General features: G+C 45.1%; 1 protein-coding gene. It reads left to right on the plus strand.

All coding sequences use genetic code 11. The features are described from left to right. The first annotated feature begins 466 nt into the window (after positions 1-466). Positions 467-2,590, plus strand: a complete 2,124-nt coding sequence (locus WA381_RS20830) for a TonB-dependent receptor family protein (RefSeq protein WP_020745975.1) — start codon at positions 467-469, stop codon at positions 2,588-2,590. Positions 2,591-2,814 lie beyond the last annotated feature (224 nt).

Raw genomic sequence — 2,814 nt, forward strand, 5'->3', positions numbered from 1 at the left:
CCACCTCCGCAGCCATTTATTGGTGTGGTCTACAGAGGATTATGTCTTTTTAGAGGGGAAAATCCCTAGAACCCCATATTCTCTCTCTTTAAAACCATCATTCCGCATAGAAAATTACCCACTCAGCGAGACTTAAAATTTCGTAATCGCGCCGTGTTACCGCAGGTAAAGTGGTTCTGCATCAAAGTGACACAACAAAGAGTAAGGACATTTCAAACTCGCACTTCGGGAAGGTCTGGCAAGTTCCGTAGCTTCGTCCTGGGAATTTGAAAGGGAACAGCCACTCCTGGATTCTCACGTTTCGCTAGGAGACTTGCTAGCGCCCTCTGAGTGGGCAATCATCTAGTTCATAAGCATTTTTGTTAAATAGATTTTATTCTTCGAATTTTTTGTTGATAAAAAAACAATTATATATATCATATACGAACCATTATCATTTGTATTTAGAGTATTAAAGGGTAAATTTATGAGAAATGTAAGTAGAGTATCTAAATTGGGTAAAGCGATAGCATTTGCACTAGCGGGACTGTCGAGCGCGTCCGCAATGGCGGCTATAGCGCCAGACGATATTGAGCGTATCACCATTAGTGGAAATAGCGATTCAACATTTCCACGCACCATGGCTGCCGTTGATTCTGGCAAAATCTTTGAGGGCAAAAAGACCTCAGTGGTAGAGCTTGATGAAATGCCTAACTTCATTGAGCCAAACTTAAGACAGATGTTTTCTACGCTGCCGGGGCTCTTCGTTTCAGATCAAGCCATCCCCAGTTTTTACAATGTGAACTACCGCGGCTTAGGAAACCCTCATGAGTCTGAGTTCGTGGGCTTTTTTCAAAACAATATTCCCCTAGCCGCAGACCTTTTCGGATACCCTACCATCTACTACATGCCGCCAGCACAGCGTATTGAGCGCATAGAATTCGTTCGCGGCGGGTCGGGTTTAATTTACGGTCCACAAATAGGGCCGACGGTAAACTTTATTACCAAGCGCGCAGAAGTAGGCCGCGATACGGGCTTTCGAACCGATCAAGCACTCGGGAGCAATGGGCTATATAGCACTTATAATGAGTTTGCCACTTCAACTGGAGACTTCGGTTTCTTTGCATCGGTAGACCACCGTTCGGCCGACGGCCCTCGAGATAATGAAGATTTCGATGTAACATCAGGCCACGTTAGTGTGGCTTATGAAGGGTTTGACGACATTCGCCTTGGTTTCGAACTTGATGTATACAACTCAGACTCTGGTGAAGCAGGTCGTTTGAGTACGACGGAATTTGAACAAGACCGCAATCAAACATTAACCCCATTCAATCGTGTTGAGATAGAACAAGTACTGGCTAATTTTACTTTTGCGCAGAAGATTAGCGATAGTGCGACGCTTGACGCGAATGTCTGGTATTCATACATGGACCGCTTTAGTCGCCGTTCTGGGCAATTTTCTGAGCCTGAGAATGAGCCTGCTACCACAAATATTGATCAACAAGAATTCGATAATTGGGGCTTCGACGCCCGTTATGCGCAAGCCTGGGGCGACAACAATGTGCTGACTGTGGGGACAACCTCTTACTGGGGAGATAGCCCAAGAACTCGTCACGTCAGTAGCGATATTCGCTCTAACCAACAGAACGCCGCTGACTTGCTATTCGATCAAGACCGTAAAATGACGTATAACGCCGTATTTATCGAAAATTTATTCAAATTCGATAAATTGAGTGTGGTACCTACCCTACGTTATGAGCGCGTTAATTACGACTTAGAAGAGTTGACTAAAAATCCAAGTCTAAACCGAGATCCTATCGACGTAGACGAGACTGAAAATGAACTGCTACTCGGTCTTGGCATGATGTATCAGCTCAACGAAATCAGTGAGCTTTATGCAAACGTTTCTGAATCTTATCGCCCTCAACGATTTGATGATTTGGCCAACCCCAATTCAGAACTCGCCAGCTCAAATGGCCCCGATGTTTCTAGTGCAATGAACTATGAATTTGGTTACCGCGCCATGCCTGTTGATGGTCTTGTACTTGACGTGAGTGCGTTTAGAATCGACTTTGACGACAAAATTGAAACTATTCAGGTAAATATCGCTGACATAGAGCGAGTGAACTCTGGCGACTCTCGCCATCAAGGCGTAGAGTTTAGCGTCGACTACGACCTTTTTGCGGGTCGTGCTGACGAAAGTTTTAGAATTTTTGCCAATGGCTCGTTGCTTGATGCCGAAATCGTCTCTTCCCTTAACGAGAGCCTGGTTGGAAATACCACCGCTTTTGCACCGGAGTATCTTTTACGCGCCGGGTTTATATACAACACGGAAAAGCTTGATGTCGCGCTTACTGCGACAATGGTAGACGAGCAATTTTGGCAAGACTCGAATGCGTCTAGAGGAACAGGCATCGATGAAATAGCCGCGCTAATTCCTTCCTATGAAGTTGTTGACCTGACCGCTGAATATCGTATCGATTCGCAATGGGCAGTATATGGAGGCATTAATAACCTTTTAGACGAGAACTATTATTCTCGCGTGAGAAATGATGGTATCGAACCTGCCCTCGAAAGAACCGTATTTGCAGGCGTACGCTTTCAAATGTAAATAGCAAAATTGTAAGCAAGCAGGGGCGATAACTTGGCCCTGCGGTGCGCGCTTATAACCAGCGTCTTTTCAGACCACCTCCACACTTCAACATGTAATAAAATCGCTCTTTACGACCATTTCTTTTTGTTTTACCTCGCCGTTAAAGGGGTTCTAGGGATTTTCCCCTCTAAAAAGACATAATCCTCTGTAGACCACACCAATAAATGGCTGCGGAGGTGGGT

The organism is Alteromonas sp. CH_MED4-4, assembly GCF_037029575.1.
Lineage (GTDB): Bacteria > Pseudomonadota > Gammaproteobacteria > Enterobacterales > Alteromonadaceae > Alteromonas > Alteromonas macleodii.

Excerpts from the sequence above, each read along its gene's own strand:
- WA381_RS20830 (WP_020745975.1), top strand. The coding sequence starts at position 467 with ATGAGAAATGTAAGTAGAGTATCTAAATTGGGTAAAGCGATAGCATTT.